This window comes from Actinoplanes sp. NPDC021490 (assembly GCF_055562135.1).
In genome coordinates, this window is sequence record NZ_JBVHFW010000022.1 from 1 (window position 1) to 22444 (window position 22444).

22 protein-coding genes are annotated in these 22444 nt (G+C 70.9%); 11 read left to right on the plus strand and 11 right to left on the minus strand.

Annotated elements, in window-relative coordinates; genetic code table 11:
* Positions 1-432: 432 nt before the first annotated feature.
* Complete coding sequence (gene fdhA / locus ACZ3I4_RS40810; RefSeq protein WP_465387492.1) at positions 433-1662, plus strand: formaldehyde dehydrogenase, glutathione-independent; 1230 nt, start codon at positions 433-435, stop codon at positions 1660-1662.
* 72 nt (positions 1663-1734) lie between these two features.
* Here fdhA and ACZ3I4_RS40815 read toward each other — a convergent pair whose 3' ends face one another.
* On the minus strand, positions 1735-2172 hold the full coding sequence (locus ACZ3I4_RS40815) for a TIGR03618 family F420-dependent PPOX class oxidoreductase (RefSeq protein WP_465387493.1): 438 nt from the start codon (positions 2170-2172) through the stop codon (positions 1735-1737).
* A 102-nt stretch (positions 2173-2274) separates the two neighbouring features.
* Between ACZ3I4_RS40815 and ACZ3I4_RS40820 the strand changes: the two genes are divergently transcribed.
* Positions 2275-2646 (plus strand): hypothetical protein, encoded by a 372-nt coding sequence (locus ACZ3I4_RS40820; RefSeq protein ID WP_465387494.1) that lies wholly within the window; start codon positions 2275-2277, stop codon positions 2644-2646.
* Between the two features lie 48 nt (positions 2647-2694).
* Here the strand turns inward: ACZ3I4_RS40820 and ACZ3I4_RS40825 are convergent, their stop codons facing one another.
* Complete coding sequence (locus ACZ3I4_RS40825; RefSeq protein WP_465387495.1) at positions 2695-3225, minus strand: methyltransferase domain-containing protein; 531 nt, start codon at positions 3223-3225, stop codon at positions 2695-2697.
* A gap of 27 nt (positions 3226-3252) precedes the next feature.
* A complete protein-coding gene (locus ACZ3I4_RS40830) occupies positions 3253-4086 on the minus strand; it encodes a PHP domain-containing protein (protein ID WP_465387496.1) in 834 nt (277 codons plus the stop codon).
* 77 nt (positions 4087-4163) lie between these two features.
* On the opposite strand from ACZ3I4_RS40830, the gene ACZ3I4_RS40835 reads away from it, so the two are divergent.
* A complete protein-coding gene (locus ACZ3I4_RS40835) occupies positions 4164-4985 on the plus strand; it encodes a phosphotransferase (protein ID WP_465387497.1) in 822 nt (273 codons plus the stop codon).
* Between the two features lie 2 nt (positions 4986-4987).
* Here ACZ3I4_RS40835 and ACZ3I4_RS40840 read toward each other — a convergent pair whose 3' ends face one another.
* Both ACZ3I4_RS40840 and ACZ3I4_RS40845 read right to left on the minus strand, forming a co-directional pair.
* A complete protein-coding gene (locus tag ACZ3I4_RS40840; RefSeq protein ID WP_465387498.1) occupies positions 4988-6175 on the minus strand; it encodes an FAD binding domain-containing protein in 1188 nt (395 codons plus the stop codon).
* The gene (locus ACZ3I4_RS40845) at positions 6168-6605 is read right to left on the minus strand and encodes a cupin domain-containing protein (protein WP_465387499.1); all 438 of its coding nucleotides are present in this window, start codon (positions 6603-6605) and stop codon (positions 6168-6170) included. The genes ACZ3I4_RS40840 and ACZ3I4_RS40845 overlap by 8 nt, the downstream gene beginning before the upstream one ends.
* Before the next feature lie 89 nt (positions 6606-6694).
* On the opposite strand from ACZ3I4_RS40845, the gene ACZ3I4_RS40850 reads away from it, so the two are divergent.
* A complete protein-coding gene (locus tag ACZ3I4_RS40850; RefSeq protein ID WP_465387500.1) occupies positions 6695-8383 on the plus strand; it encodes a helix-turn-helix domain-containing protein in 1689 nt (562 codons plus the stop codon).
* 66 nt (positions 8384-8449) lie between these two features.
* Here the strand turns inward: ACZ3I4_RS40850 and ACZ3I4_RS40855 are convergent, their stop codons facing one another.
* Entirely contained in the window at positions 8450-9316 is an 867-nt protein-coding gene (locus ACZ3I4_RS40855) for a helix-turn-helix transcriptional regulator (RefSeq protein WP_465387501.1), read from the minus strand.
* Positions 9317-9417: 101 nt separating this feature from the next.
* Between ACZ3I4_RS40855 and ACZ3I4_RS40860 the strand changes: the two genes are divergently transcribed.
* Positions 9418-10311, plus strand: coding sequence for an oxidoreductase (locus tag ACZ3I4_RS40860; RefSeq protein WP_465387502.1), 894 nt, complete (start codon positions 9418-9420; stop codon positions 10309-10311).
* Here ACZ3I4_RS40860 and ACZ3I4_RS40865 read toward each other — a convergent pair.
* The 3 genes from ACZ3I4_RS40865 to ACZ3I4_RS40875 all read right to left on the minus strand — a co-directional run bounded on the left by ACZ3I4_RS40865 (position 10298) and on the right by ACZ3I4_RS40875 (position 13848).
* Positions 10298-11434, minus strand: coding sequence for an MFS transporter (locus ACZ3I4_RS40865; protein ID WP_465387503.1), 1137 nt, complete (start codon positions 11432-11434; stop codon positions 10298-10300). The two genes, ACZ3I4_RS40860 and ACZ3I4_RS40865, sit on opposite strands and share 14 nt — an antisense overlap.
* Entirely contained in the window at positions 11431-12660 is a 1230-nt protein-coding gene (locus ACZ3I4_RS40870) for a PucR family transcriptional regulator (protein WP_465387504.1), read from the minus strand. Before ACZ3I4_RS40870 ends, ACZ3I4_RS40865 begins: the two co-directional genes overlap by 4 nt.
* Positions 12661-12789: 129 nt before the next feature.
* Complete coding sequence (locus ACZ3I4_RS40875) at positions 12790-13848, minus strand: LacI family DNA-binding transcriptional regulator (protein WP_465387505.1); 1059 nt, start codon at positions 13846-13848, stop codon at positions 12790-12792.
* A gap of 231 nt (positions 13849-14079) precedes the next feature.
* Between ACZ3I4_RS40875 and ACZ3I4_RS40880 the strand changes: the two genes are divergently transcribed.
* Genes ACZ3I4_RS40880 through ACZ3I4_RS40905 form a run of 6 tightly spaced genes read left to right on the plus strand, consistent with a single transcriptional unit; the run spans position 14080 to position 19917 of the window.
* Complete coding sequence (locus ACZ3I4_RS40880) at positions 14080-15156, plus strand: ABC transporter substrate-binding protein (RefSeq protein WP_465387506.1); 1077 nt, start codon at positions 14080-14082, stop codon at positions 15154-15156.
* Positions 15157-15165: 9 nt separating this feature from the next.
* Positions 15166-16014, plus strand: coding sequence for an ABC transporter permease (locus ACZ3I4_RS40885; RefSeq protein WP_465387507.1), 849 nt, complete (start codon positions 15166-15168; stop codon positions 16012-16014).
* Entirely contained in the window at positions 16011-16838 is an 828-nt protein-coding gene (locus ACZ3I4_RS40890; protein WP_465387508.1) for an ABC transporter permease, read from the plus strand. Before ACZ3I4_RS40885 ends, ACZ3I4_RS40890 begins: the two co-directional genes overlap by 4 nt.
* Before the next feature lie 9 nt (positions 16839-16847).
* On the plus strand, positions 16848-17618 hold the full coding sequence (locus tag ACZ3I4_RS40895; protein ID WP_465387509.1) for an ABC transporter ATP-binding protein: 771 nt from the start codon (positions 16848-16850) through the stop codon (positions 17616-17618).
* Entirely contained in the window at positions 17618-18919 is a 1302-nt protein-coding gene (gene hisD / locus ACZ3I4_RS40900) for a histidinol dehydrogenase (protein WP_465387510.1), read from the plus strand. The genes ACZ3I4_RS40895 and hisD overlap by 1 nt, the downstream gene beginning before the upstream one ends.
* Positions 18920-18927: 8 nt before the next feature.
* Entirely contained in the window at positions 18928-19917 is a 990-nt protein-coding gene (locus ACZ3I4_RS40905) for an amidohydrolase family protein (RefSeq protein ID WP_465387511.1), read from the plus strand.
* Between the two features lie 58 nt (positions 19918-19975).
* On the opposite strand, the gene ACZ3I4_RS40910 is transcribed toward ACZ3I4_RS40905, so the two are convergent.
* Both ACZ3I4_RS40910 and ACZ3I4_RS40915 read right to left on the minus strand, forming a co-directional pair.
* Positions 19976-20263 carry a hypothetical protein gene (locus ACZ3I4_RS40910; protein WP_465387512.1) on the minus strand — a complete coding sequence of 96 codons (288 nt, stop codon included), beginning with the start codon at positions 20261-20263 and terminating at the stop codon, positions 19976-19978.
* A 55-nt stretch (positions 20264-20318) separates the two neighbouring features.
* Positions 20319-22094 (minus strand): MFS transporter, encoded by a 1776-nt coding sequence (locus ACZ3I4_RS40915; RefSeq protein WP_465387513.1) that lies wholly within the window; start codon positions 22092-22094, stop codon positions 20319-20321.
* Positions 22095-22444: the final 350 nt, after the last annotated feature.

Genomic DNA, 22444 nt, shown 5'->3' on the forward strand with positions numbered 1-22444 from the left:
GCGAAATCTTCACCCACATCCACACCGCACTACGACAACACGGACTACTCACCACACCACAGTTATCCACAACTTGACTCACAGGAGCTTCAGGCGGCCCTCCGAAGATCACCGCATTCCGGCAGAATCGTTGGTGGCTGGTGGCCCCCTGGGAGGGTGGGCTCTGGGTTCAGGGCGCTGGGCCGCAGGGCTCGGGGCCGCGCGTTCTGGGGGCGCGCGTTCTGGGGGCCGCGCGTTCCGGGGGCCGCGCGCGAAGCGGTATGTGAGATCGAGGCCATACCGGAGTCTTGGCACCAATTGCGCATCTGGTCCGGTCTCCGGCGGTTCTGTTTCCGCCCGGGTCCGTGAAACATGGCGTTCGTGGTGCCGTGACAAGACTGTCACTTTCTGGCGCCACGACGATGGGAGGCAACGATGCCAGCCAATCGCGCGGTGGTTTACGAAGGACCCGGCAAGGTCGAGGTCCACACCATCGACTACCCCACGTACGAGTTGAAGGACGGCCCGGGCGTCAACAAACTGAACGTCGGGCGCAAGGTGCCGCACGGCGCGATCCTCAAGACGGTCGCCACCAACATCTGCGGCAGCGACCAGCACATGGTGCGCGGCCGCACCACCGCTCCCGAGGGGCTGGTGCTCGGCCACGAGATCACCGGTGAGGTCGTCGACGTCGGGCCGGGCGTCGAGTTCATCAAGACCGGCGACATCTGCTCGGTGCCGTTCAACATCTCGTGCGGCCGGTGCCGCAACTGCAAGGAGGGCAAGACCGGCGTCTGCCTGAACGTCAACCCCGACCGGCCCGGCTCGGCGTACGGGTATGTCGACATGGGCGGCTGGGTCGGCGGCCAGGCCGAGTACGTGCTGGTCCCGTACGCGGACTGGAATCTGCTGAAGTTCCCCGACCGCGACCAGGCCCTGGAGAAGGCCCTCGACCTGGCCATGCTGGCCGACATCTTCCCGACCGGCTATCACGGCTGCGTGAGCGCGGGTGTGACCTCGGGCTCGACCGTCTACATCGCCGGCGCCGGACCGGTCGGCCTGGCCGCGGCCACCTCGGCGTGGCTGCTCGGCGCCGCGGTCGTCATCGTCGGCGATCTCAACGAGGAGCGGCTGGCGCAGGCCCGCAGTTTCGGCTGCGAGACGGTCAACGTGGCCGAGGGCGACCCGGTCGACCAGATCGCGCGGATCCTCGGCAGCGACTGGCCGGCGATCGGCGAGCCGCTGGTCGACGCCGCGGTCGACGCGGTCGGCTTCGAGGCCCGCGGGCACGGCGCCGATTCCGGGGTGGAACAGCCGGCGACGGTGCTCAACACGCTGATGCAGCTGACCCGCGCGGGCGGCGCGATCGGCGTTCCCGGCCTGTACGTCACCGGTGACCCGGGCGGCGTCGACGACGCGGCCAAGGTGGGTTCGCTGTCGTTGCGGCTGGGCCTGGGCTGGGCCAAGTCGCACTCGTTCGTCACCGGCCAGTGCCCGGTCATGAAGTACAACCGCAACCTGATGATGGCGATCCTGCACGACAAGGTGCAGATCGCCAAGAACGTCAACGCCGTGGCCATCGGCCTGGACGAGGCCCCGCAGGGCTATCAGGACTTCGACCAGGGCGCGGCCAAGAAGTACGTGCTGGACCCGCACGGCATGGTGAGGAACCGGACAGCCTGATCCGGATGCGACGGGCCCGCGCGACCGGGGCCCGTCGCACTACAAGCCGGCGCGGGCAACGAGAGCCGGTGATCAGTTGCTGTAGACGCGGGCCGGCTCGAGCAGCACGACCGTACGCCGTTGCTCGGCCATCACCCGGTCGTACTCGTCCCAGTCGTCGTGCCGGCCACCGGCCGCGGTGAACACCTCGCGCAGCATCATGCGCAATCGCTCGGCGTCGACGCCCCCGGCCGGGTCGTCCGGCCCGATCAGCCCGGCCGCCCCCTCGACGGTCGCCCACTTCCAGCCCGACCGCACCGACACGGCGATCCGCGGCCGCGCCCGCAGATTGGCCAGCTTCACCGGCCCGTACGTCACGAACCCCAGCGCCCGTACGCCGGTGAGCGGGTGATCCAGCACGCCGGCGTTCACCACCGACGCCTGAATGCTGCCGTCGGCCCGCAGCGTGGAAACGGTCACCAGCCCCTGCTCGCCGGCCGCCAGTTCCGCGAAGTCCTCCAGAGTGGTCATGACCCCGAACCTACCCACCGGACGGCTCTGACGATGCCGGCCGATCGAAACGGACGTCTTCACGGGCGGGCGAAGCGCCGTTCGATCCGGCAGTCTGGGACCATGGCTAGTGGCGACGGCGGCAGGCGGACGGCGCATCCCGCCGACTACGACACCGACCTTGATCGCTTTCTGACGAATCAGGCTGCGACGCGGTTGTACTCGGCTGCCGGTGACGTGCACGAGCCGGTGGCGCAGCGGCTCGGCCGGGATGACGTGACCGGGCCGGTGCTTGACCTGGGCGGCGGCAACGGGCTGCTGGCGCAGCGGCTACAGCAGTTGGGCGTGGCGACTGTCGTGCTCGACCGGGCGGAGTACGTTCGGTCCGCTCCACGTCCGGCCGTGCGGGCCGATGCCATGCGTCTGCCGTTTCGGGCCGGGGACTCGACAGTCAGTCAGCGACGGACACGGCACGGCAGTTCAGGGCGCCGATGACGGTGACGAAGCGGGGAGTGCTGGTCTGGGCCCGACGGCGTTGAGCTGTCACGTGGTTTCTGGGGGTGCTGTCACGAAGCCGAGATTCTGCGGCCCTCGGAAAGGGAACTGGATCCTCTCGTAACGGACGTGGTTTTGCTTGAACCACTCCGCGATCGACTCGGCCAGGGCGTCCCGCCCGAGTCGTTGGTCGTCACGCCAGAAGTTGCAGCAGGGGACAACCACAGTTGGCCGGCCCAGTGCCGAGTGGACGACCTCGCGCAACGCCTGGTCGGGGTGCAGACCGACGACGAGATCGTAGTAGGTGGCGTCTTCCGCCAGGTAGGGAACGGCGCGTGACTCGACGCCCTTCAGCGTCCAGCCCCGCGGGTCGACGACCTCCACCCGGTAGTTGAGGCGCTTCCGGAGTTCCCGCGCCAGCATGCCCTGGCCGCCGGCCACGTCGGCCACCGTCTCGATCGAGTTGCCGAAGCGCTCGCCGATGAACTCGGCCATCAAGGGGAAACGATCCGGGTCTCCGTGGAACCGGTGACCGTTCGTCTTCGGCGGGTTCTGCCTGCTCTTGACTCGATCACCCACCGTTGAAACCTACCCCGGCGGCTCGCGTCAGGCGTACCACCTGTCGTGCGGGTGCCGGCCGGGACGGAAGCCCAGCGCCTCGACCATGGCGACCGCTTCCGCGAAGCCGAGGCCGACGCCGCCGGGGTCGTGGGCGTCGCTGCCGAAGGTGACCACCTCACCGCCGGCCTGCGCCCACCACCGGACGACCTCCGGGAAGGGCCGTCGATTCGTGTTGACCTCCAGGGCCAGGCCGGCGGCGGCCACGGCCGTCAGCGCATGCCGGAACTCCTCCTCGAAGTCCGCGGGGTCGAAGGGCCCCGCGGCCGCGGGCCAGTACCGGGTGACGAAGTCGATGTGGGCAAGCGCCTCGAAGTCCGTGGATCCGGTCACCAGCCGGGCAATCTCGGCCAGGTAGTCGCGGACCACCTCCGCGGCCGGGCGCCGTGCGAAGTGCTCGCCCGGCTCGTTGAGCCCGGCGCCCAGGGGCAGGGTGTGCAAGGAGCCGAGTACGCGGTCGAACTGCCCGGCCGCGAGCACCGCGGCCACCTGATCCCGATGCCAATGCGGCTCGCCGACCTCCACCCCGGTGAGGATCACCAGGTCGGGGAATTTGTCCCGGCAGCGTTGCACGCACGCCAGATAGCCGTCGACGTCCAGGAGGGGCGGGGCCAGCGTCCCGTCCTCGGTGATCAGATCGGTGACCTTCGCGGGGGCGTCCGGCGCCGGTTCCACACTGGTCCAGACGGTGAAGTCGAGATGCTCGGTGAAGGCGATGGCGGGCAGGCCCAGGGCCAGCGCCCGGGCGCAACTGGCCTCCATGTCACCGGGCTCGCAGTCCCAGGACCATTCGGTGTGAACATGTCCGTCGGTGGGCAGCATGGCCTCAAGAATGTCAGCTTCGCCGGCAACGGGGAAATACGGCTGCCGCGCCGCGAACGCTGGGCTACGGTGCTCCGATGCAGGCGGATGAGGCTCGGCGGGCGGCACAGGCAGCCATATCAAGCGCCGCCTCGATCGGCCTGACCGCCCAGGACGCCACCGTTCTGCACAACTCGAACAAGCTCACCTTGCGTTTGCGGCCCGGCGACGTGCTGGCCCGGGTCGCGCCGGCGGCGGAGGGTCAGGGCGTCGGGTTCGAGGTGGAGGTCGCTCAGCGGCTCGCCGAGGTCGAGAGCCCGGTGGCCGCGCTTCTGACGCCCGAGGTCTTTGCCCGCGGCGACTACGTGGTCACCCTCTGGGCCTACTACGAACCGGTCACCGCACAACCGATCCCGTACGCCGACTACGCCCGCGCGCTCGAACGGCTGCACGCCGGAATGCGCAAGGTCGACCTGCCCGCCCCGCACTTCACCGACCGGGCGGCCGAGGCCCGCAGGCTCGTGTCCGACCGCGCCCGGTCGCCGGAGCTGTCGGACGCGGACCGGGCCTTTCTCGCCGGCACGTTGGACCGTATGAGCCGGGCGATCAGCGAGAGCGGCCGGCCCGAGCAGCTTCTGCACGGCGAACCCCATCCGGGCAACCTGCTCGCTACCCGGACCGGGCCGCTCTTCATCGACTTCGAGACGTGCTGCCACGGGCCCGTCGAGTTCGACCTGGCCCACGCCCCCGACGAGGTCGCCGGCCACTACCCGGACGTCGATCAGCAGGTCCTCAGCGACTGCCGGACGCTCATGCTGGCGATGATCACAGCGTGGCGCTGGGATCGTAACGACCAGTTCCCCGACGGCGCCCGGCTCGGCGTCGAATGGCTGACCGAACTTCGAAACGGCAACTCCTGACCTCAGCGGTCCGGGCCGTACAGGCCGAAGTGCAGTGCCGGATCGGCCGGGTCCCACGTGTTGGTGAACTGGGACCGGGCCCCCATCTCGGCCACCCGGCTCAGCAGGTCGTTGCCCAGTTCGAGGCGGGCGGGCTCCCAGGCGGCGAGCGCGCGCCGGATGTCGGGCTCGGCGGCCAGCGCGGCCGCGAGGGACCACGCGTCGGCGGCGGCCTTGGCGGTGCCGGCCGCGGCGTGGGGGCGAGCGGCGAAGGCGGCGTCGCCGATCAGCGCCACCCGGCCGAAGGCCATGTTGCGGACGGCGATGTCGAGCACGATCTGGATGTACGGCTCGGGCGTGCGCGCGATCAGCTCGGCGGCGGCGGGAGGCAGCAGAGACGCGGCTTCCGTACGCATCCGGTCGACGAACCGCCGTTGCACCTGTCCCGGATGGACGGACACCGGGGCCGTGAAGCCGCGCAGGTCGGTGGCCATCTCGTCGAGCGCCGGACCCTCGCCCACATTGCGGTACCAGACGTAGTTCAGCTGCCGTTTCCCCCGCGAAAGGCTGCCGTCCGCACCCGGAATCGAATACATGCAGATGTGTGAGGAGTCGATGACCGCGTACGCGAGAGCGTCGTTGATCAGATCCGCGGTCTCGGCGGTCACGTCCTGTTCGGGCACGCACCCGCGCCACCCGATGTAGCCCGCGTAGCGTGGCCGCACCCGGGGCTGCAACCGGCGGCGGCCGACCGACGAGATGCCGTCGGCGAACACGACCAGCTCGGCCCGCTCCGTGCGCCCGCTGATGAACCGCAGTTCCGCCGCGTCGTCGTCCTGGTCCAGCCCGACCGCGAATTCGCCCAGGTGGTAGTGCTCGGTGCCGAAGTCGTCGAGCAGCACCCGGTACAGGGTCGTCCACGAGCTGAACCGCCAGGTGGCCGGCTCCTCGTACGTGATCTTGTTGTCCTCGCCGAGGTAACGCATCACCGTCGAGCCGATGCTGACGTCGTCGACCGTGAACGGGTGCGGCCGCTCGTCGATCCAGCGCACGGTGTCGGGCTGCAGCACGATGCCGCCGCCCCGGCCGTCCAGGTGGGCCGGCGTACGTTCGAAGATGTCGACCTCGAAGCCCTGCTCGCGCAGCAGCAGCCCCGCGGTGAGCCCGGCGAACGAGCCGCCCACGACGATCGCGCGTCCCCGGTCAGTCATGGTCGTACCGCTCATCCGACGGGACCGGCCCGTACGGGTGCCCCTCGAGGTTGATCACGATGGCGTCCTGGGTCGTGCGGGCGACGATCATCCGTACGGGCTCGGTGTCGCTGGCGTTCTCTTCCCAGTGCACGACGTCCGGCTTGATGTAGACGAAGTCGCCCGGATGGGCTTCGCAGACGGTGTCGAGCCGGTCGCCGATCCACCAGCGGCCGATGCCGCTGAGCACGTACAACGCGGTCTCGGACCGGCCGTGGTGATGTACGCCGGTGCGGCTTCCGGCGGGCAGCACGGACAGGCCCATCCACAGGTCCTGTGACCCGAGGCGGCGGGCGGAGACGGCCTCGAAACGCTTGAGGCCGGACGTCTGGGGCGTCTGGTCGGACAGCTCATGGGCGCGGACGATGCTTACGCCAACGTCGTCGTTCATGGCTCAACTTTGCGATCCGGCCGTCGGTCGCGACATGTGCGGCCACACAGGCATGGCGCGGGCTCAGTTGTGATGGCACAGTCTCGGGCATGCAGACGACCGGTGCCGTACAGCTGCGTCCCTGGCTCGAGGCGATCGCCGCGATCGCCACCGCGCTCAACCGCCCGGTCTCGCTGCCCGAGGTGCTCGACCTGGTCTCCGGTACGGCGTCCGGACTGCTCGGGTACGACTTCTGCGCCGTCCTGCTGGTCGACGAGCAGCGCACGAAACTGGTCATCACCGGCGCCCACGGCCTGTCCCCGCAGTACATCGAGCAGGTCAACGCCGAGCATCCGGTCGTGCTCGAACCCGGCGACGAACCGCGCGCGCCGTCCGGCCGGGCCTTCCTCACCGGTAGGTCGGTGCAGGTGGCCGACACCGTCGCCGACGCCACGTTCCTGCCGTGGGGCGGGGTCGCGCGTCAGCAGGGCTACCGCTCGATGATCTCCGTGCCGGTGTTCTCGGCCGGCGTCCCCGTCGGCACGCTCAACTGCTACACCCGGATCCCGCACGAGTACGGCCCGGACGAGCAGGAACTGCTCTCGCTTCTGGCCGAGCAGGCGGGCGTGGCCATCGAGACGGCCCGGCTGCGCGAGCGCGAGGCGGCCACGATCGCCGACCTGCTCACCGCCAACACCGCCCTGCGCCGCGGCGAGGAGGTGCACGAGCAGTTCACCCGGGTCGCGCTGCGCGGCGGGGGAGTAGCCGGGGTCGCGGCCGCCCTGGCCGAGCTGATGAGCACGTCGGTCGAGGTGGTGGAGGAGCCGTCCGGGGTCACGCTGGCGGCGACCGGCGACCCGGTCGGCGGGGACGGGCATGCGACGCCCGTGGTGCTCGGCAACGAGACGGTGGCCCGGATCGTGGTGCCCCGGCCCGCGACGCCGATGCCCGCGCTGGACGTCCGTGCCCTGGAGCACGCGGCCACGGTGTGCGCGCTGGAGGTGCTCCGGGCCCGCACCGCCCACGAGGTGGAGTGGCGGCTCTCCGGCGAGGTCGTCTCCGATCTGCTCGCCGGCTCGCCGGCCGGCCTGGTGACGGCGGGCGAACGGGCGGCCCGGCTCGGGCTGGACCTGACCAAGCCGCATGCGGTGATCGTGGTCAGCGCCGGCTCGGCCCGCGTCCTGTCCGTCGCGCGGTCCCTGGCCGCGGCGGCCCAGCCGCGGGCTCTGGTCGGCGAGGTCGGCGACGACGTGGTGCTGTTGTGGGCCGCCGACGCGCCCGCCCGGGCCGCCGAGCTCCTGAACCAGTTGCGCCGGGCCGGGGTCGGTCCCGAGACGGCGGTGGCCGTGTCCCCGCCGTGCACCGAGCTGGCCGACTATCCCGCCGCCTACCGCCGGGGCCGGGGCGCCGCCACCGTCGCCCGGCTGCGCGGCCAGACCGGCACGGTGGCCACCTTCGAATCGCTCGGCGTCCACGGCCTGCTGCTGCAACTGCAGGACGTCGGCGAGCTGCGACGTTTCGCGGCCGAGACGCTGGCGCCGCTCCGCACCTACGACGCCGCCCGCGGCACCGCCCTCGAGCAGACGCTGCGCGCGTACGTCACCCACGACCTGAACACCGCGGCCACCGCCGCCGCCCTGTTCGTCCACCCCAACACCGTGAACCTGAGGATCCGCAAGGCCGAGCAGCTTCTCGGGGTTTCCACCACCCACGTACGGGTCCTGGCCGAACTCCAGGTGGCCCTGAGCGCCGACGACGTGGCCGACGCCCTGCCGGCCCCTGGCGCGAACGGCGCGTAGGACCGTCCGCGATCGGCATGGGCCTGTATTCGATGGGGCTGCGACTCAGGGCGCAGCACTAGCCGGTCAGCGCGCGGCCCGGGTGGCGTGCAGGGCGGCCAGCAACTGCAGGCGGTCGGCGTCGGGGCTGCCGGGCTCGGCGGTGAAGGCCAGCATCACCGGGCCGGGGCTGCCCGGCAGGGGATAGGTGTCCCAGTTGAGCGCGATGTCGCCGACCTCGGGAACGTGGAACGTCTTGACGCCGCTGACCGACTCGCGCACGTCGTGCCGGGCCCACAGTCGCCGGAACTCGGAGCTGCGGATGCTCAGCTCGCCGACCACGGCCGTGGCCCGCGGGTGGGTGGGGTCGGCGGCGACGGCGGCCCGCATCATGCCGATGTATTCCAGGGCTTGCCGTTCCCAGTCGTCGCAGCGGCGTTCGCGGGTCTGCGAGTCGTCGAACATCAGCATCAGCATGTTGAGCCGGTCGGGTGGATAGCCGGTCGGGTCGCCGAGCAGCGCCTCGGCCATGGTGTTCCAGGCGAGCACGTCGAGGTGCCGGCCGAGCACCACCGCCGGGGTGGCCATCACGGCCAGGAGCCGCCGGGTGCTCTGCGGCACCACCTCGGGGGCGCGGGACACGCGGCCGGGCTGCGGGCGCCGGGACGCCCGGGCCAGCGTGAACAGGTGCCGGCGTTCCTCGTCGTCGAGGTCGAGCGCGGCGGCCAGGGCGTCGAGCACGTCGTCGGACGGGCGCAGATCGCGGCCCTGCTCCATCCGCTGGTAGTAGTCGGTGCTCAGCCCGGCCAGCAACGCCAGTTCCTCGCGCCGCAGCCCGCTGACCCGGCGCCGCCCGCCCGGCTCGAGGCCCACGTCCTGGGGGCGCAGCCGGCCGCGGCGGGCCCGCAGGAAGTCGCCGAGCTCGCGAGCGTACGGGGAAGAGGCGCCGGTCATGCCCGCAATTCTGCCCCGCCCGCCGGGATTGAGGGTAGGTCGGCTGGACCTAGGCACAGAGGTGCGACGGGACCACGCCCAAGTGGTCCTAGCGTCGCCGCATGACCACGAACCTTCCCGCTCAGCACGGCCGCGTCGCCGTCGTCACCGGCGCCAACTCGGGCCTCGGCCTGGTCACCGCGACCGCCCTGGCCCGCGCCGGAGCCCACGTGATCCTGGCCGTGCGCAACACCACGGCCGGGGCCGCGGCGGCCCGCGCGATCGGCGGCGACACCGAGGTGCGCGAGCTCGACCTGGCCTCCCTCGCCTCGGTCCGCGCCTTCTCGGCCAAGCTGACCGCCGACCATCCGGTGATCGATCTGCTCGTCAACAACGCGGGCGTGGTGCTGCTGGGCGGCCGCCGCACAACCGCCGACGGCTTCGAACTGCATCTGGGCACCAACATGCTCGGCCATTTCCTGCTCACCGGTCTGCTGCTCGACGCCCTGGCCGCCGCGCCCGCGGCCCGGGTGGTCAGCCTCAGCTCGATCACCCACAAGCCGGCCCACCTCGACTTCGACGACCTGATGTCAGAGAAGAGCTACAGCCCCAACCGCGCGTACGGGGCCTCCAAGCTCGCCACCACGGTCTTCGGCCTGGAACTCGACCGCCGCCTGCGCGCGACGGGGTCGCCGATCGTCAGCGTGCTCGCGCATCCCGGCATCACCCGCACGAACCTGACCCCCCGCGCCTGGGAGCACCGGGGCCGGCTCGGGCGCATCGTGGCGAGCGCGGGCCTGTTGCTCACCCAGCCGACCGAGCGTGGCACCGAGCCCCAGCTGCGGGCCGCGACCGCGCCGGGGCTGCGCGGCGGCGAGTTCTTCGGGCCGTCCGGCCTCTTCGAGATGCGCGGCCGGGCCGTGCCGGTCAAGCCGAGCGCCGAGGCCGCCGACCCGGCTGTCGGCCGGCGCCTGTGGTCGGTCGCCGAGGAGCTGACGTCCATCAGCTACCTGTGACGGCCGGGGCGGCGTCCCGGTCGGCGGGCCGGGGGAGCGCGGCCAGGGGGAGCAGCCAGAGCGCGGCCACGACGACGAGCGTCCACGACGCGTGACCGTGGTCGGCCGCCCAGCCGACGATCGGGGTCGCCGCGACCACCAGCCCGAAGGCGGCCGTGTTCATCAGCCCCACGGCGGCGGCCGGGCGCTCGGGCAGGCGGGCCTGGCCGGCACTGACCACGCCGGCGAACGGCAGGCCGCTGAACATGCCCAGCGTCACCACCGCGAGCACCGCGACCACGGGCGTGCTGCGCCACGACAACGCCGCGGTCGCCGCCGCGCAGGCCAGCAGGGCCACGACCCACACCGTACGGGTGCGGCCGGGCCACAACGTGGCGACGTAGCCACCGAGGGGCCGGCTCAGCACCGACAGCCCGAGCACGCCCGACCCGACCACGGCGGCGACGGCGGGCCCGAACGACCAGACGTCGACGAGCAGCGTGGTCGCCCACGAGGACAGCACCAGCCCGAGTCCGAGCGTGACGGCGTGCACCGCGGCGAGCCGGAACAACTGGCCGTCGAGCACCGAGCCGCCCCGCTGCGGCGCGCGCCGGGACACCACCGCGGGCGACCGGGCCGACAGGATCAGGGCCGGGACCACGACCGCCAGCGTGGTGGCCCACGCCGCCCGCCAGTCCAGGACCAGCGAGGCGAAGGGCACCACCAGGACGGCGAATCCGGAGGTGGCCAGGGCGAAACCGCCGAAGAGGCCCATGCCCCGCGGACCCGTCCCGCTCGATCGGGCCAGTTCGGCGCCGCACACGAAGCACACGGCGAAGCCGGCCCCGGAGACGAACCGGGCCACCACCGCCAGCCACGGCAGCGGGGCGATCAGGGCCGCGGCGTGGGCCAGGACCACCAGCGACAGACCGGCGACCGCGGTGGCCCGGACGCCGAAGCGGTCGACGAGCAGGCCGCTGGGGAACTGCAGGGCCGCGTACGGGAGGGCCAGGGCCGACGTCAGGAGACCGACCCAGAGCAGGCCGGCGCCGTATCCGGAGGCCATGACCGGCGCGCCCGCCCCCGGCGCGGTCATCGCCCAGCCCGCGGAACCGCCGAGCAGACAGGCGAGGACGAGCTTCACTCCCCGGCGTCGATCAGCAGGCGGGCCAGGCGCAACGCCACCTGCAACTCGGTCCGGCGCTCGGTCAGCGGTCGGCCGAGCATCTCCGCCGCCTTCTGCAGCCGGTTGCGCACGGTGTGCTCGTGAAGGTGCAGGTGGATCGCGGTGGTGACGTGACTGCCGTACCGGTGGGAGGCCTCGACGGTCTCGCGCAGCCGGGCCGCGATCTCGTCCTCGGCGCCGAGCTCGCCCAGTTCGGTGCGCACGAACGCGCGGGCCCGGGCCGGGTCGGCCATCAGCAGCACCTCGAGGCTCACGTCGGCATAGCTGAGCACGCCGGCGCCCCAGGCCCCGCGCACCCGCTGGACGTCGCGCACCTGCCGCCAGCCCTCGCGCACGCCCTGCACACCGACGTGCGGCTCGCTCACCGACGCCTCCAGCCCGAGGTCGCGCAGGCAGCCGGTGACCGCGGCGGTCCGGGCCGGTGACCAGCCCGCCTGCCGGGGCTGGGCCAGCCAGACGACGGTGCTGGTCAGGTCGATCGGGTGCACGAGCGTGTCGCGTACGTGGCACCGGTCGCGCAGCGTGTCGAGGACCTGCCGGGCGCATCCCTCGGGTGTGGCCGGCAGCAGGACGGCCAGGTGCGAGGCGTCGAGCGGATAGTCGAGCAGCACCAGGTCGGACGGCGGCAGCGGGGTCGAGTCGTCGCGCAGCAGGTGCTGCACCAGACCGGCCCGCACATGCTCGCGGGACCGGCTCAGCACGTCGTCCGTACGGGCGAAGGTGTCGGCGACCTGCGAGGCGACGTGGTGCTGATAGGCCAGGACGAGCTCGGTCAGCGCCTGCAAGGCTTCCAGGCTCTCGCGCCGGGGCACGTCCGCCTCCTCGGCCCGGGCGACGAGCTGGTCGCTCCACTCCTGCCACATGGTCAGGAAGCCCACCCGGTACGAGCGTTGCAGCGCGGTCTGCGGCAGGCGCAGCCGGGCCTGGAGCGCGGCCAGCGCGAACGGCTCGGTCAGCCGCACCTCGGCCAGGGGGAGCCGGCCGGTGAGCACCAGGCGCAGGGCGCGCAGGTTCTCGACCACGCTGGCCCGCAGCCGGGTCACGAACTCGTCGTGGTCGCGCAGCGTGTCGAAGGCGGCGTCGAGGTCGACCTCGACGACGCGATCGGCGAGCGCGGGCAGGTCGACGGCGTCGGCGGCTTCGCAGGCCCAGCGGGGAAGGGGGGCCACAACGGTGGTCGTCATGGCCTCACGTTGCCGCCCCCGCGGGACGCGGCCGATGTGCCGGCCACCACACTGTCGGGCCAACAATGGTGGGCCACACATCGCGGCGGTGGCTGGGCCCCGGTGAGGCTGTGCCTTGTAACACAGTCGTCACAACGAGGAGCCGCCATGCCGCTGGGTCGTCGATCGCTGCACGAGGCTGGTGGCGTACAGCCGCTCGCGTCCGGCGCCGATGTCGCCCTCGTGCTCGATGCGTTCGACGAGCAGGCGGGCCGCGGCCCGGGCCATCTCGCTGAGCGGCTGGTGCACGGTGGTGAGCTGGAAGACCTCCCACGACGCCATCGGCACGTCGTCGAAGCCGACCACCGAGACGTCACCCGGCACGTCGAGGCCGAGCGACTTCACGGCGTCGATGGCCCCGAACGCGATGATGTCGTTGCCGCAGAGCAGCGCCGTCGGGGGCGTGCGAAGCCGGAGCAGCTCGCGGGCGTTCTGATAGCCGCTCTGGTGCGAATAGGGCCCCTCGCGCACCAGCTCCGGGTCGATGGTGAGGACCTCGGAGACGCCGGCGTGCCGGTCGCGGCTGGTCGACGTGTTGGCCGGGCCCCGGATCACCCCGATCCGGGTGTGGCCCAGGTCGAGCAGGTGCCGGGCCGCCGTACGCCCGCCGTGGTGGTTGTCCGCGGTCACCCGGTCGACGTCCAGGCCGTCGACGTAGCGGTTGAGCAGCACGAACGGCAGGTGCCGGGCGGCCAGTTCGGCGCCCAGCTGGGAATCCAGCGTGGCCGTGGTGATCAGCACGCCGTCGATCGAGGAGTTGAGCAGGCCGAGCAGGGCCTCCTGGCCGGTCGGCAGGTCGGTCCGCTCGGCGAACAGCACGAACCGGTAGCCCATCAGCTGCAACTCGTCGTGCACGGGGTTGAGCAGCGAGGGGAAGAACGGGTTGGTCAGGTCGGAGGCGACCACGGCGATCGAGGGCGTCCGCTGGGCCGGCGCCGACGAGGTCAGCGCGGCCCAGGACGGCCGGTAACCGAGTCGTTCGGCGGTCTCCTCGATCAGCCGGCGGGTGTCCTCCTTGACCCGGGGATCGCCGCGCAGCGCTCGCGAGACGGTCGACTGGGCCACCCCGGCCGCCTCGGCCACGGTCGAGCTCGTCGCCCCGCGTGCCGGGCCCCGACGCCGTTCCGGGTGACTCTCGGTGATGCTCATGCATAAATTATGCACACTTGCCGCCAATGCTCAAGCAGCACTGTTCGGCAAGTCGGCCAAGACATCTGAATGCATAAATTCCTTAGAAATGCTTGACTTGCACAGTGCATCAAGGCAGTGTCGGGCGTCACATCCCCGAAACATTCCTCGCACTCTACTGCCGGACCTTTTCGCAGTTCACCGCCTCTGGTCGCACCCGTCGACGTGTCGCACGCCCTGAGAGGTAGACCCATGAATGCATCACGCATCCTCCGTCCGAACCGCCGCCGACTCATAGCCGCCACCGCCGTCCTCGCCGTCGCTGCCGCCTCCGGATGCGGGGCCCGCCCCGGCGCCTCGTCCGGCGAGAACGCCGAGGCCAAGGATGCGAACGGCGTCGTCAACATGGTCATGGCCCCCGACCCCGTCTGGAAGTGGATGGAGTCGCAGGGCATCAAGCAGCAGATGGAGGAGGCGGCGAAGATCCAGGTCCTGACCTCATCCTCCTGGGACGAGTTCGGGGTATACGCCGGCGGCCACGCCGACGTCGTCTCCGCGGCCTCCTACGAGGTGCCCGAGCTCGAGAAGCAGACCGGCGAGAAGACCACGATCTTCGGCAAGTTCAACTCCGACCGCAGCATCCTGGGCGTCGGCAAGAACAGCACGGCCAAGACGATCTGCGACCTCAAGGGCAAGAAGATCGTCACGCACAGCGCGGTCTCGATCACCATCATGTGGGGCGTCTACGCCCGCAAGTGGTGCAACCTCGACCTGCGCGCCGGCGGCGGCGACTACGAGCTGGTCGTCACCGACCCGCAGAACGCGGCCGGGCTGATCGAGCGCGGCGACGCCGACGCCGGCCTGCTGCTGCCCGACTTCTCGATCCCGCAGCTCTCCAGCGGCGCGGTCAAGCCCCTGTACGACTCCAAGAGCGTCTCGCAGATCTACGCCGAGCAGTTCTCCGACAACAAGACCGAGCTGACGCACCCGCAGAACAACGTGTTCGTCGCCCGCAAGGCCTGGGTCGACAAGAACCCGGAAGAGGCGGCGTTCCTCATCAAGCTCTGGGACCGCGGCGTGCAGGAGTGGGCCAAGAACCGCGACAAGATCATCGAGGCCTACCCGGAGGACTTCGCGGCCGAGAGCGACAAGGACAAGGCGTTCATCCGCGACTGGCTGGCCAACACGTACGACTGGTTCGTCGACACCACCTACCTCGACCAGGCCTGGGTGGACAGCGAGACCAAGCTGTTCAACCTCATGAAGGAGGCCGGCTACGTGCCCGACGACGTGGCCGACCCGAACTTCACCATCCTCCCGAAGTCCTAAGGAGCTCTCATGACGGATCAGCTGGTCGGTGCGGCCCCCGCCGCACCACCCGCGGACCCCGAGGCCGGCGCCAAGCGCACGGCCAAGCGCCGCCGCCTGCGGCTCACAGGCCTGGTGATCCTCGGCTGGGTGGCGATGTTCGGCCTCTGGGAGTACGGCTCCTGGTGGTTCGGGTCGCGGCTGCTGCCCAGGCCGTACGAGGTCCTCATGTCGGCGGTCGAGATCGTCGAGAGCGGCAACTTCCTCACCGACTTCTCGGCCAGCGTGCTCAAGACGTTCGCCGGCTTCGCGGTGGCCGCGGCCGTCGGCGCCCCGATCGGCTATCTGATGGGCCGCTACAACTACTGGCGCGCCTTCTTCCACGACGGCGTCACGATCGCCGGCACCATTCCGGCCATCGTGTACGCGGTGATGTCGCTGATCGTGTTCGGCCTGTCCAACCTGGGCCCGATCCTCGCGGTCGCGCTCGTCTCGGCCCCCTACATCGCGCTCAACGTGGCCGAGGGCATCCGCGGCGTCGACAAGTCGCTCGTCACGATGAGCGAGGCGTTCGGCCGCTCGTCGCAGCAGATCCGCCGCGAAGTGCTCATCCCGACCATCGTGCCGTTCGTGTTCGCGGCCATCCGCATGTGCTTCGCGGTGGCCTGGAAGGTCGAGGCGCTCACCGAGGTGTTCGGCGGCCGCAACGGCGTCGGCTTCCAGATCCGTACGGAATACCAGCTTTACGACATCGCGGCCGTGCTCGCGTGGATGTTCCTGTTCATCGTGTTCATGCTGATCATCGAGCGCCTGGTCCTGGCCAAGTCCGAGGCCCGCCTGCTCTCGTGGCGGCCCCAGGAGAGGAGTTCGGCGCTGTGAGCACCACGATGGCCCCCGTCAAGGCCCGCCGCTCCACCACGGAGAAGGAACAGAGCATCCCGGCGTGGCGCAAGAAGCTCACGTCCGACGGCGCCGCCCGCATCGCCGCGCTGCTCAGCTTCCTGTTCTTCTGGGTGCTGATGTCGCTGCTGTTCGCCCGGGTCCCCGGCCCGGTCGAGGTGGTGCAGCGCCTCGTCGACGAGTTCAGCCGGGGCGAGGTGTTCGGCAACTTCGGCTCGACGCTCTACCGCTTCGGCGTGGGCGTCGCCCTGGCCACGGTGGCCGGCATCGCCGTCGGCGTCATCATGGGCCTGTCCCAGCTGGGCCGCGCGTTCTTCGAGAGCCCGGTGCTGGTCGGCCTGTCCATCCCGGCGATCATCTGGTCGTTCCTGACCGTCATGTGGTTCGGGTTCGGCGACCTCAGCCCGATCATCACCACGTTCCTGACCTCGGTCCCGTTCGTCATCGTCAACGTCGCCCAGGGCGTACGGGGCGTGTCCCGGGACCTGCGGGACATGTCGACGACGTACAAGGTGCCGCTGTCGCGCCGCATCCGGGACCTGGTGCTGCCGGCCGTCACCGGCTACGTCGCCGCCGGCATCCGGTTCGCCGTCATCATCGGCTGGAACGGCGTGCTGCTGGCCGAATGGTTCGGCGGCGGCGGAGGCGTCGGCTACCGCGCCCGCTGGTGGTACGACGCCAACCGGTTCGGCGGGTTCGCGGCCTGGGTGGTGCTGTTCGTCGGCTTCATCGTGCTGCTCGACCGCTTCGTGCTCGACCGCGTGATCCAGCGTGCGTTCCGCTGGCGCGACGCCTCGGCCTAAGGAGACATTGTGGCTGTCCTGACCATCAAGAACCTCGCCAAGACCTTCAACGTCGGCACCCCGCGGGCCAGCCGGGTGCTCGACGACATCTCCTTCGACGTCCGCGGCGGCACGTTCGTCTCGATCGTCGGCCCCTCGGGCTGCGGCAAGAGCACGCTGCTCAACATCATCTCGGGCGTCGAGGAGCACACCTCCGGCGACATCAGCCTGACCAGCGACTCGGGCGGCCCGGCCCGCATGGGTTACGTCTTCCAGGATCCGCGCCTGCTGCCGTGGCGCAGCGTCATGAAGAACATGATGTACGTGCAGAACGACCGCGACGAGTCCACCGCGGCGCGCTGCCGCAAATACCTGGACATGGTCGGCCTGACCAAGAACGCCGACTTCTTCCCGGGCCAGCTGTCCGGCGGCATGCAGCAGCGCGTCGGCATCGCCCGCGCGTTCGCCGTCGAACCCGACCTGCTGCTGATGGACGAGCCGTTCAGTCACCTCGACGCCATCACCGCCCGCGGCTTGCGCGCCCAGCTGCAGGACATCTGGGCCCAGTCGAAGAAGACGGTCGTGTTCGTGACCCACGACGTGGTCGAGGCGGTCGAGCTCTCCGATCGCATCATCGTGCTGCAGCCGGGCGGGCGCATCTACGAGGACATCACCATCGACCTGCCCCGCCCGCGCCGGCAGACCGACCCGACGGTGGCCACCCTGCAGGCCGAGGTGCTCGGGCGTCTCGAGGCGATGAAGGCCCTTTCCCGTACGCCCGCGGCGGAGGCGGTGGCCTGATGTCCTCCTCGCTCAAGCAGCCCACCGGGGGCGCCACGACCGGTCCCGACGTCTCCGGCGTGGTCACCGAGGTCATCGCCGACATCCGGGCCAACGGCGACGACGCGGTCCGCAAGTACTCGCAGAAGTTCGACAACTGGTCACCGGCGTCGTTCCGGCTCTCGCCCGCGGAGATCGACGAGATCGTCTCGTCGGTGCCGTCCGGTGTCCTCGACGACATCAGGACCGTGCAGGCCAACGTGCGCAACTTCGCGCAGCACCAGCGCGACAGCATGCACGACCTCGAGGTCGAGACCGAGCCCGGTGTCTTCCTCGGGCACCGGCATCTGCCCATCGTGGCGTCCGGCGCGTACGTGCCCGGCGGCCGCTACCCGTTGACCGCCTCGGCCCACATGACCGTGGTGACGGCGAAGGTGGCCGGCGTCGAACGGGTGACCGCGTGCACGCCGCCGCTGCGCGGGGAGATCCCGCCGGCCACGATCGCCGCGCTGCACCTGGCCGGCGCGGACGAGATCTTCGTGCTGGGCGGGGTGCAGGCCGTCGCGGCGATGGCGCTCGGCACCGAGAGCATCGGCCGGGTCGACCTGATCGCCGGGCCCGGGAACGCGTACGTGGCCGAAGCGAAAAGGCAGCTCTTCGGGACCGTCGGCATCGACCTGTTCGCCGGGCCGACCGAGATTCTGATCGTCGCCGACGACGCCGCGGACCCGTTCATCGTGGCGGTCGACCTGCTGAGCCAGGCCGAGCACGGGCCCGACTCCCCGGCCGTGCTGATCACCACCTCGTCCGCGCTGGCGCAGCGGGTGATCGAGCACATCGAGGCGATCCTGCCCGGCATGCCGACCAACGACATGGCCGGCCCGGCGTGGCGCGACCACGGCGAGGTGCACGTCGTCTCCACCCTGGACGAGGCGTACGCGCTGGCCGACACGTTCGCCAGCGAGCACGTGCAGATCCTCACCGCCGACCCGCGCGAGGCGCTGCGGAAGATGCGGCACTACGGCGCGCTGTTCCTCGGCGAGGGCACCTGCGTCTCGTACGGGGACAAGGTCATCGGAACCAACCACGTGCTGCCGACCCGGGGCGCGGCCCGCTACACCGGCGGTCTGTGGGTCGGGAAATACCTGCGGACCGTGACCTATCAGGAGGTCACTTCGCAGGCGGCCAGCGCCTCGCTCGGCGAGCTGTGCGGGCGGGCGGCGCGAGTCGAGTTGTTCGAAGGGCACGCCCGGTCCGGTGACGTCCGGGCCGCCAAGTACGGCGGGGCGGCGCTGCCCTGGTCTCCAATGGCTTCTCTCTAGGGATACACATGCGAACCATCGACATTCACGGCCACGTCATCCTGCCCGACACGCTGCCCCTGGTGAACGGGCTGATGTCGCCCGAGATGGACCCGTTCACCTACTACGGCGGGGATGAGACCAACGCGTACCAGGTCGAGCACGTCCGGGAGATCATGCCGCAGGCGACCGACCCCGAGCGGCGCATCGCCGACCTCGACCGGATGGGCATCGACGTCCAGGCCATCTCGGTCGCGCCGGCCGGCTACTTCTATTGGACCGACCCGTCGCTGGGCCTTTCCCTGGCGCAGATGCAGAACGACAACCTGTCGAAGATCGTGGCCGGCCACCCGGACCGTTTCGTCGGCCTGGCCACGGTGCCGATGCAGGACGTCGACGCGGCGGTGCAGGAACTCGAGCGGTGCGTGCGCGACTACGACTTCCGCGGCGTCGAGATCAACACGAACGTCATGGGCCTCGACCTCGACGACCGGCGGTTCCGGCCGTTCTTCGCCAAGGCCGAGGAACTCGACGTCGTCGTCATGCTGCACCCCAACGGTTTCACCGGCGGCGAACGCCTGCGCAAGTACTACCTGACCAACGTGATCGGCAACCCGCTCGACACGACGGTCGCCCTCACCAAGATCATTCACGGGGGAGTGCTGGAGGACCACCCCGGGCTGAAGCTCGTGGCCGTGCACGGCGGCGGCTACCTGCCGTTCTACTCGTCGCGCATGGACCACGCGTACGAGGAACGCCCGGAGGGCCGGCACCACATCACCCGGCCGCCGTCGACCTATCTCAAGCAGATCTACGTCGACTGCCTGGTCTTCGACGCGCCGCACCTGGAGTTCCTGGTGCAGCAGATGGGCGCCGACCACGTCGTCATCGGCACCGACTACCCGTTCGACATGGGGCACTACGACCCGCTGGACCAGATCGCCACGGCCCGCCTGGACGAGGGCGTCCGCAACGCGATCCGGGGCGAGACGGCGGCCCGCCTGCTCAAGCTCACGTAGGTTGACCGGACCGCCCACCGGCTCGTCAACGGCGCCGAACCGGTGGGCTCGCCCATGTCTACTGACTCGCCAGCAGCACGATGCGGTCGTCGCGGACCACCAGCACGCGACCATCCTCGGAGACCGCGAGCAGCTGGTCGCGCTGATTGCCGTCGTAGGCGTCCAGCGGGATGCTGACGCACTGCTGGTCCCGGCAGCGCCACACGGTTTGACGCCAGTGCTCGACCGGCTCGCCGAACGTGACGGAAAATCCGTCGGCCGCGTCGCTGAAAACGGGTGCGGCCACGTAGACGTCGGGGCCGGCCACCACGGTCGCCGCCGTTTGCGCCGACAAACTGCCGGACACCCGAGCCGAACCGGTCCCTTCGTGAAGTTCGCCGGCCCAGAAATAGACAGCGCGGTCACCGGCTACCGTCCAGACCGCGTCGGACCCGCCGCCGTCCGTCGCGGCCTCCTTCGGGGACGCGCACGTGACCGGCTCGCAGCCCCAACCGGTAGACGGAATGGCCGATCCAGAACGAGGCCGACGGGCGGCCGTCCGCCCCGATCGACAACTGGGCGCGCCGGCCGTCGGGGTAGCCGTCCCCCGGGGTGCGGTCGACGACACCGACCTGATGACGCTGCGGGGTGGCGCACTCGACGTCCGCGCAGCGGATGAGCGAGAACCGGTAGCGGCCGTGCTCGCCTCCCGCGACGGGCATGGCGACGAACAACCACAGCGCGCCGTCCGGAGCGGCCGCGCCCGCCACCTCCGTCCGGCCCTCCACGTCCAGCCGGTCGCGGGCCGACGTGCGGACTGGAATCCACGCCTCCTGACATCCATCCCGTACGCACCGGGCGTAGTGCACGAACGGGCCGCCCTTGTCCGGGCCGCCGGTCAGAGCGGTCTTGACCACCGTGCCGTCGGCGCCGATGGCCGCCGAGCCGTACCCCTCGATGGTGGGCGGACCACCGTTGACGTCGGCGAAGCTGTCGCACAGGTCGTCGTCGCAGAACCAGACCCCGCCGTTGGTCACGATGACCGGATGCTGCCCGGCGGGCCACGCGACCGCCATCGGCCCGGCCGGACCGCCGTCCTGGGTGCGGACCTCCGGGGCGCCGTACGGGTTGGCCAGCGTCACGCCCGCGGCGATCAGGGCGGCGGCCACTAGTGCGGCTGCGGCCGGCCAGATGCGCCCTTGCCGGGTTGCCGGCCAGACACGCCCTTGCCGGGTTGGGGCCGGCGCGGTCGGCTCTTCTTGAGTGGCGAGCGGGGCGGCATGCTGGGTTGCGGCCGGCTCTTCTTGAGTGGCGGGCGGGGCGGCATGCTGGGTTGCGGCCGGCTCTTCTTGAGTGGCGAGCGGGACAGCATTCCGGGTTGCGGCCGGCTCTTCTTGAGTGGCGAGCGGGACAGCATTCCGGGTTGCGGCCGGCTCTACTTGAGTGGCGAGCGGGACAGCATTCCGGGTTGCGGCCGGCCCTACCTGAGTGGCGAGTGGGCCGGCAGGCCGGACATGCCGGGTTGGGGTCCGCGCGGCCAGCCCGACCTGAGTGACGAGCGCGGCGGCGAGCAGCACCACCCCGCTGCCCGGAACGCCCAGACGGTCCCAGCCGGACGCGATCAGCAAGGGCACCGCAACCCCGCCCAGCAGGAACGATGCGGCTTCGGTCCAGGTCGGCAACCGGTCCGGCCCGCCCACGGTCCGCTCGATCGCGTTCAGCAGCAGCCGCGCCGCCCCCAGCCCGACCCCGACCAGCACGGCCACGATCAGCCACACACTCCGGGCTATCCCGGCGGCCGCCCACAGCGCGAGATAGGCGCCACCCACGACGGCGACCAGCCCGATCCCGTACGCGGGCAGGAACTTCAGCCCGTGCCGCAACGACTCGACGGGCCCGGCGTCGCGCGCGACGGCCCACACCCCGGCGACCAGCCCGACCAGCCACAACACCACCGCGGTGATCGCCTTGAGCCAGGCCAGAACGTCCCCGCTCAGCGACTGGGTCACCCCGTCGACGATGACCAGCCGGCCTTGGCCCAGCGCGACATCGAGCAGCGCCGGCACCACAAGCATGGCCGCGGAAACCGGCAGAACCACCGCGAACAACCGGCGCCAGCCGGTGCGGCCGAGCGCATACCCGGACGCGATGTTGCCGAACAGCCCCTCGTTGGAGGAAATCGGCAGGGTCGAAGACATCGCGCCAGGATAAAGACTCGTTGATCTTGCTGCGACCCCGCCGGAGGTCAACCCCGAAAATGCGCTGGATCGTACGGCCGACGCCTCGCGCCGCAGTGGTAGTAGTGCTCGGTGATGTCGGCGTGGCCGTGCCACCGGTGTCATCGCGCTGCCGTGCCGCAGCCGTGTCGTGGCGCTGCCGTGTCGCCCGTTTCATCGCGTTGCCGTGCCACCGGTGTCACCTCGTCGCCGCGCTGCCAGCCACCTCCTGCACGCTGCCGGCCGCGCCAGCAGCAGCCGCGCTGCCGGTCACCTCCTGCACGTTGCCGGCCGCGCCAGCAGCAGCCGCGCTGCCGGTCACCTCCTGCACG

Excerpts from the sequence above, each read along its gene's own strand:
- ACZ3I4_RS40855 (WP_465387501.1), bottom strand. The coding sequence starts at position 9,316 with ATGACCGGCGCCTCTTCCCCGTACGCTCGCGAGCTCGGCGACTTCCTG.
- ACZ3I4_RS40875 (WP_465387505.1), bottom strand. The coding sequence starts at position 13,848 with ATGAGCATCACCGAGAGTCACCCGGAACGGCGTCGGGGCCCGGCACGC.
- ACZ3I4_RS40845 (WP_465387499.1), bottom strand. The coding sequence starts at position 6,605 with ATGAACGACGACGTTGGCGTAAGCATCGTCCGCGCCCATGAGCTGTCC.
- ACZ3I4_RS40815 (WP_465387493.1), bottom strand. The coding sequence starts at position 2,172 with ATGACCACTCTGGAGGACTTCGCGGAACTGGCGGCCGGCGAGCAGGGG.
- ACZ3I4_RS40820 (WP_465387494.1), top strand. The coding sequence starts at position 2,275 with ATGGCTAGTGGCGACGGCGGCAGGCGGACGGCGCATCCCGCCGACTAC.
- ACZ3I4_RS40915 (WP_465387513.1), bottom strand. The coding sequence starts at position 22,094 with ATGTCTTCGACCCTGCCGATTTCCTCCAACGAGGGGCTGTTCGGCAAC.
- ACZ3I4_RS40870 (WP_465387504.1), bottom strand. The coding sequence starts at position 12,660 with ATGACGACCACCGTTGTGGCCCCCCTTCCCCGCTGGGCCTGCGAAGCC.
- hisD (WP_465387510.1), top strand. The coding sequence starts at position 17,618 with ATGTCCTCCTCGCTCAAGCAGCCCACCGGGGGCGCCACGACCGGTCCC.
- ACZ3I4_RS40840 (WP_465387498.1), bottom strand. The coding sequence starts at position 6,175 with ATGACTGACCGGGGACGCGCGATCGTCGTGGGCGGCTCGTTCGCCGGG.
- ACZ3I4_RS40850 (WP_465387500.1), top strand. The coding sequence starts at position 6,695 with ATGCAGACGACCGGTGCCGTACAGCTGCGTCCCTGGCTCGAGGCGATC.
- ACZ3I4_RS40830 (WP_465387496.1), bottom strand. The coding sequence starts at position 4,086 with ATGCTGCCCACCGACGGACATGTTCACACCGAATGGTCCTGGGACTGC.
- ACZ3I4_RS40835 (WP_465387497.1), top strand. The coding sequence starts at position 4,164 with ATGCAGGCGGATGAGGCTCGGCGGGCGGCACAGGCAGCCATATCAAGC.
- ACZ3I4_RS40885 (WP_465387507.1), top strand. The coding sequence starts at position 15,166 with ATGACGGATCAGCTGGTCGGTGCGGCCCCCGCCGCACCACCCGCGGAC.
- ACZ3I4_RS40860 (WP_465387502.1), top strand. The coding sequence starts at position 9,418 with ATGACCACGAACCTTCCCGCTCAGCACGGCCGCGTCGCCGTCGTCACC.
- ACZ3I4_RS40905 (WP_465387511.1), top strand. The coding sequence starts at position 18,928 with ATGCGAACCATCGACATTCACGGCCACGTCATCCTGCCCGACACGCTG.
- ACZ3I4_RS40880 (WP_465387506.1), top strand. The coding sequence starts at position 14,080 with ATGAATGCATCACGCATCCTCCGTCCGAACCGCCGCCGACTCATAGCC.